At 44.5% G+C, this 2,805-nt stretch carries 3 protein-coding genes; 1 reads left to right on the forward strand and 2 read right to left on the reverse strand.

All coding sequences use genetic code 11. From position 1 onward, the window contains the following. The first annotated feature begins 142 nt into the window (after positions 1-142). Positions 143-307 (forward strand): hypothetical protein, encoded by a 165-nt coding sequence (locus F6K20_RS32785; protein ID WP_287297552.1) that lies wholly within the window; start codon positions 143-145, stop codon positions 305-307. A 23-nt stretch (positions 308-330) separates the two neighbouring features. On the opposite strand, the gene F6K20_RS32790 is transcribed toward F6K20_RS32785, so the two are convergent. Together F6K20_RS32790 and F6K20_RS32795 are read right to left on the reverse strand one after the other, a co-directional pair. Then, positions 331-1,077 carry a creatininase family protein gene (locus tag F6K20_RS32790; protein ID WP_008186384.1) on the reverse strand — a complete coding sequence of 249 codons (747 nt, stop codon included), beginning with the start codon at positions 1,075-1,077 and terminating at the stop codon, positions 331-333. 184 nt (positions 1,078-1,261) lie between these two features. Then, complete coding sequence (locus tag F6K20_RS32795) at positions 1,262-2,707, reverse strand: zinc ribbon domain-containing protein (protein ID WP_287297553.1); 1,446 nt, start codon at positions 2,705-2,707, stop codon at positions 1,262-1,264. Between the last annotated feature and the right edge of the window lie 98 nt (positions 2,708-2,805).

Genomic DNA, 2,805 nt, shown 5'->3' on the forward strand with positions numbered 1-2,805 from the left:
GAGAGTACTAGATGCCATTATTGCTGCCTTGCCTGGGGGATTACGCCAGGACTTCCCTGAAGATATCGAGGATCAGATCTAAGATCTAAGATCAAGTTCGGTTGAATACCCATCATAACCAGGAGGGTGGGGAGATGGGGAGATGGGGAGATGGGGAGATGGGGAGATTTTTATTAAGGGTAATTATCGGTATATCATATCCTATCTCTTTGATAATGTTCCCGATTCCGATTCCCAATTCCCGATTCCCGATTCCCGATTCCCGATTCCCGATTCCCGATTCCCGATTCTAAATTCTAAATTCTAAATTCTAAATTCTAACTTCCCGATTCAATCTGCGGCCATAAACTCCAAATAACTACTACTCAACTCCTTGACTGCCAACTCATAAAACTGCTTACCATGTTGCGGTGTTGCTAAGGCTGGATTAGACCCCATACGACCATCGGGATAACGGCGACGAAAATCTGCGGCTCCATAAATTGGGTGTCCAGACGCAACGGTTTCTGACAGGGGTGCTCGTTTAATGGCTTCGGGATAGAGATATTGGGTAAGTGCTACCTCAGAAGGAGTAGCATGGGAACCTTCTTGATTCCCATACAACTCCTTAGCTAATTTATAGACAGAACGGCACATAAACCAATTAGCTACCCGACACTGAACCCTTTCCCCATTAGGAATCTGTAAATCGCTCAAGTGGGCGTAACTTTCAGAAAACGCTGCCTTAAGGGTAGCGATATTACCCCCATGACCATTGATAAAGAAAAACTTGGTGAACCCAGCTCTAGTCAAGCAAGTCAGATAATCTTTGATCACCTGAATTAATGTACTCGGTTTCAAACTGATGCTACCGGGAAAAGCCGTGTGGTGTAGCGCCATCCCGACATTAATGGTGGGAGCAACTAGGGCATTGGTTGCTTCAGACACACCTTTTGCGATCGCTTCTGCACATATTGCGTCGGTGCCAATCAACCCCGTTGGTCCATGTTGTTCCGTTGAACCAATGGGCAGAATAATCCCTGGTGATTGCTTTAGGTAAGCTTCAATTTCTTTCCAAGTACTCAAGTGTAGCAGCATGGTTCATTTTAGAGGGTTAGTTGTTGTGGGATACTCTTAAACCGTGATTAATCGGGGTAAACCCGGTACCACGGGTCAAGGTGCAATTTATTGTTGCTTGAGTGAGGGGTGGTCAAACAGCAATTGGAGTCAAGCCTACCACCCATCTTGTCTAAGCGCTCCTGGCATCCCGGCCAGGAGATCCCTAAAAGATTGAGCAAAGCTCATGCTTAGGGTCAAGCCAACCTAGCTCAACCGCATTAGCTAAACTCAAGTCCATATCTTCAAGGAATCGCGCGGTACGACGCAACAACACTGCTTGAACTTCAACCCTAGTCATAAACCGGGAGATTTCCTTGTCTGTACCACGGGCAAGGATGTTTAATGCAGCATTGTGATCAGCCTGCAACACGACCCCATTAAATCTGATAAAACTGTCCCCTTTCCTAACCCCTAATAGAGTGCCAGTTACGGAGTCAATTTGCGACGTGTAGCTTGGCTGAATTTCTGAAACTACTGAACCAGTCCAGTTAGCCCATTTTTGTAAAGAGTCTCGAATAGCTCCTTTCATCCAGCTATTCAATTTTCGAGACATTGATAATGATTGACGTTTCCCTTTGATTGGTTGGGTTAAATCTTCCGCAAAAACTTTTAATGATTCCCCATTAAAAAGTGACCTACTTGCAGCGCCTATAATAGCTATAATTCCTGCCTGGTCTTTTCTTAAGCGACGATTTTCTGTTTTTCGGCTCAGATTATTTTCTAGTATGCGAGCTGACTTGGCAGGATCTATTTTCTCTAATTTTCTATGCAGCGCCCACAACTGGCCACGATTCCGGTTTTTCTTGACAATTCTGTCAGACTTGTTGGTCGCTAATTTACCTAAGCCCAGACCATAGGCACGACCATCCGAATCATAAAACACTTCCGTGTAACCCTTATCCACGCCCAGACAGCGACGTTCGCTGGTAACATTGACAACCCCGTAATTAACCAAGAAATGGATTTCAAATCGCTGCAACAATGGGTTGTAAATTAGCCTAATTTGCCCAGTTATTTTTCGATTAGATCTCACCAAGAGCCGATTACGTTTTCCACGACGTAGTCCGGCTAATTCTAATTGGTAGGTGTACCTATAAATACGCTTACAGGAGTAACCACCCTGTTGATAAACTATCTGATTCTTAACCCAAGAATGGCCACGTCGAAACGTTTTTCTGACAATTCGATGTAAAAACGGATCACTAAGAAAACTTGGAGTTGATAGTTGTTTGTAGCATTGACTTCGACGCTTTTCGTTTTCTTTGCCTGGAAAGCGCTTATGTAGAATTTTCCCTAATGCTTCAATACCAGCAGCTTGTTGGGCACTAATGGCTTTAGCGACATCGCTAACCGTCCATTCCATTAGTTTGGATGGTAGACCTAAAGATTCTGGAGTTCTCAAAGATCTAACCTCTGGGTAGGCTTTCCGCCAGTCGAGTCCCCAATGGCTAACGCTGCCAAGCTTGTTGTAGGACTCAGAACGAACGATGCCTAAGCGTTGCATTATGGCAAAAAGCTCAGTTTCAACTGCCATTGACATCCCAATTACTGGGACTACCTGGGTTGAAAGCTTCTTTGTTGTGCCTGATTTTTTCTTGCGCTTAGACATCGTTGGCTATTCTTGGCCTTTTTGTCTATTATACCCCAAAAAATCCCGTTTTATCCCGCTTTTTGACTACTTAATTGCAAGGCATTTGCCCAACCTCT

Source organism: Moorena sp. SIO2C4 (assembly GCF_010672485.1).
Lineage (GTDB): Bacteria > Cyanobacteriota > Cyanobacteriia > Cyanobacteriales > Coleofasciculaceae > Moorena > Moorena producens.

Coding starts and splice junctions, on each gene's coding strand:
- F6K20_RS32785 (WP_287297552.1), top strand. CDS start 143: ATGGGGAGATGGGGAGATGGGGAGATTTTTATTAAGGGTAATTATCGG.
- F6K20_RS32790 (WP_008186384.1), bottom strand. CDS start 1,077: ATGCTGCTACACTTGAGTACTTGGAAAGAAATTGAAGCTTACCTAAAG.
- F6K20_RS32795 (WP_287297553.1), bottom strand. CDS start 2,707: ATGTCTAAGCGCAAGAAAAAATCAGGCACAACAAAGAAGCTTTCAACC.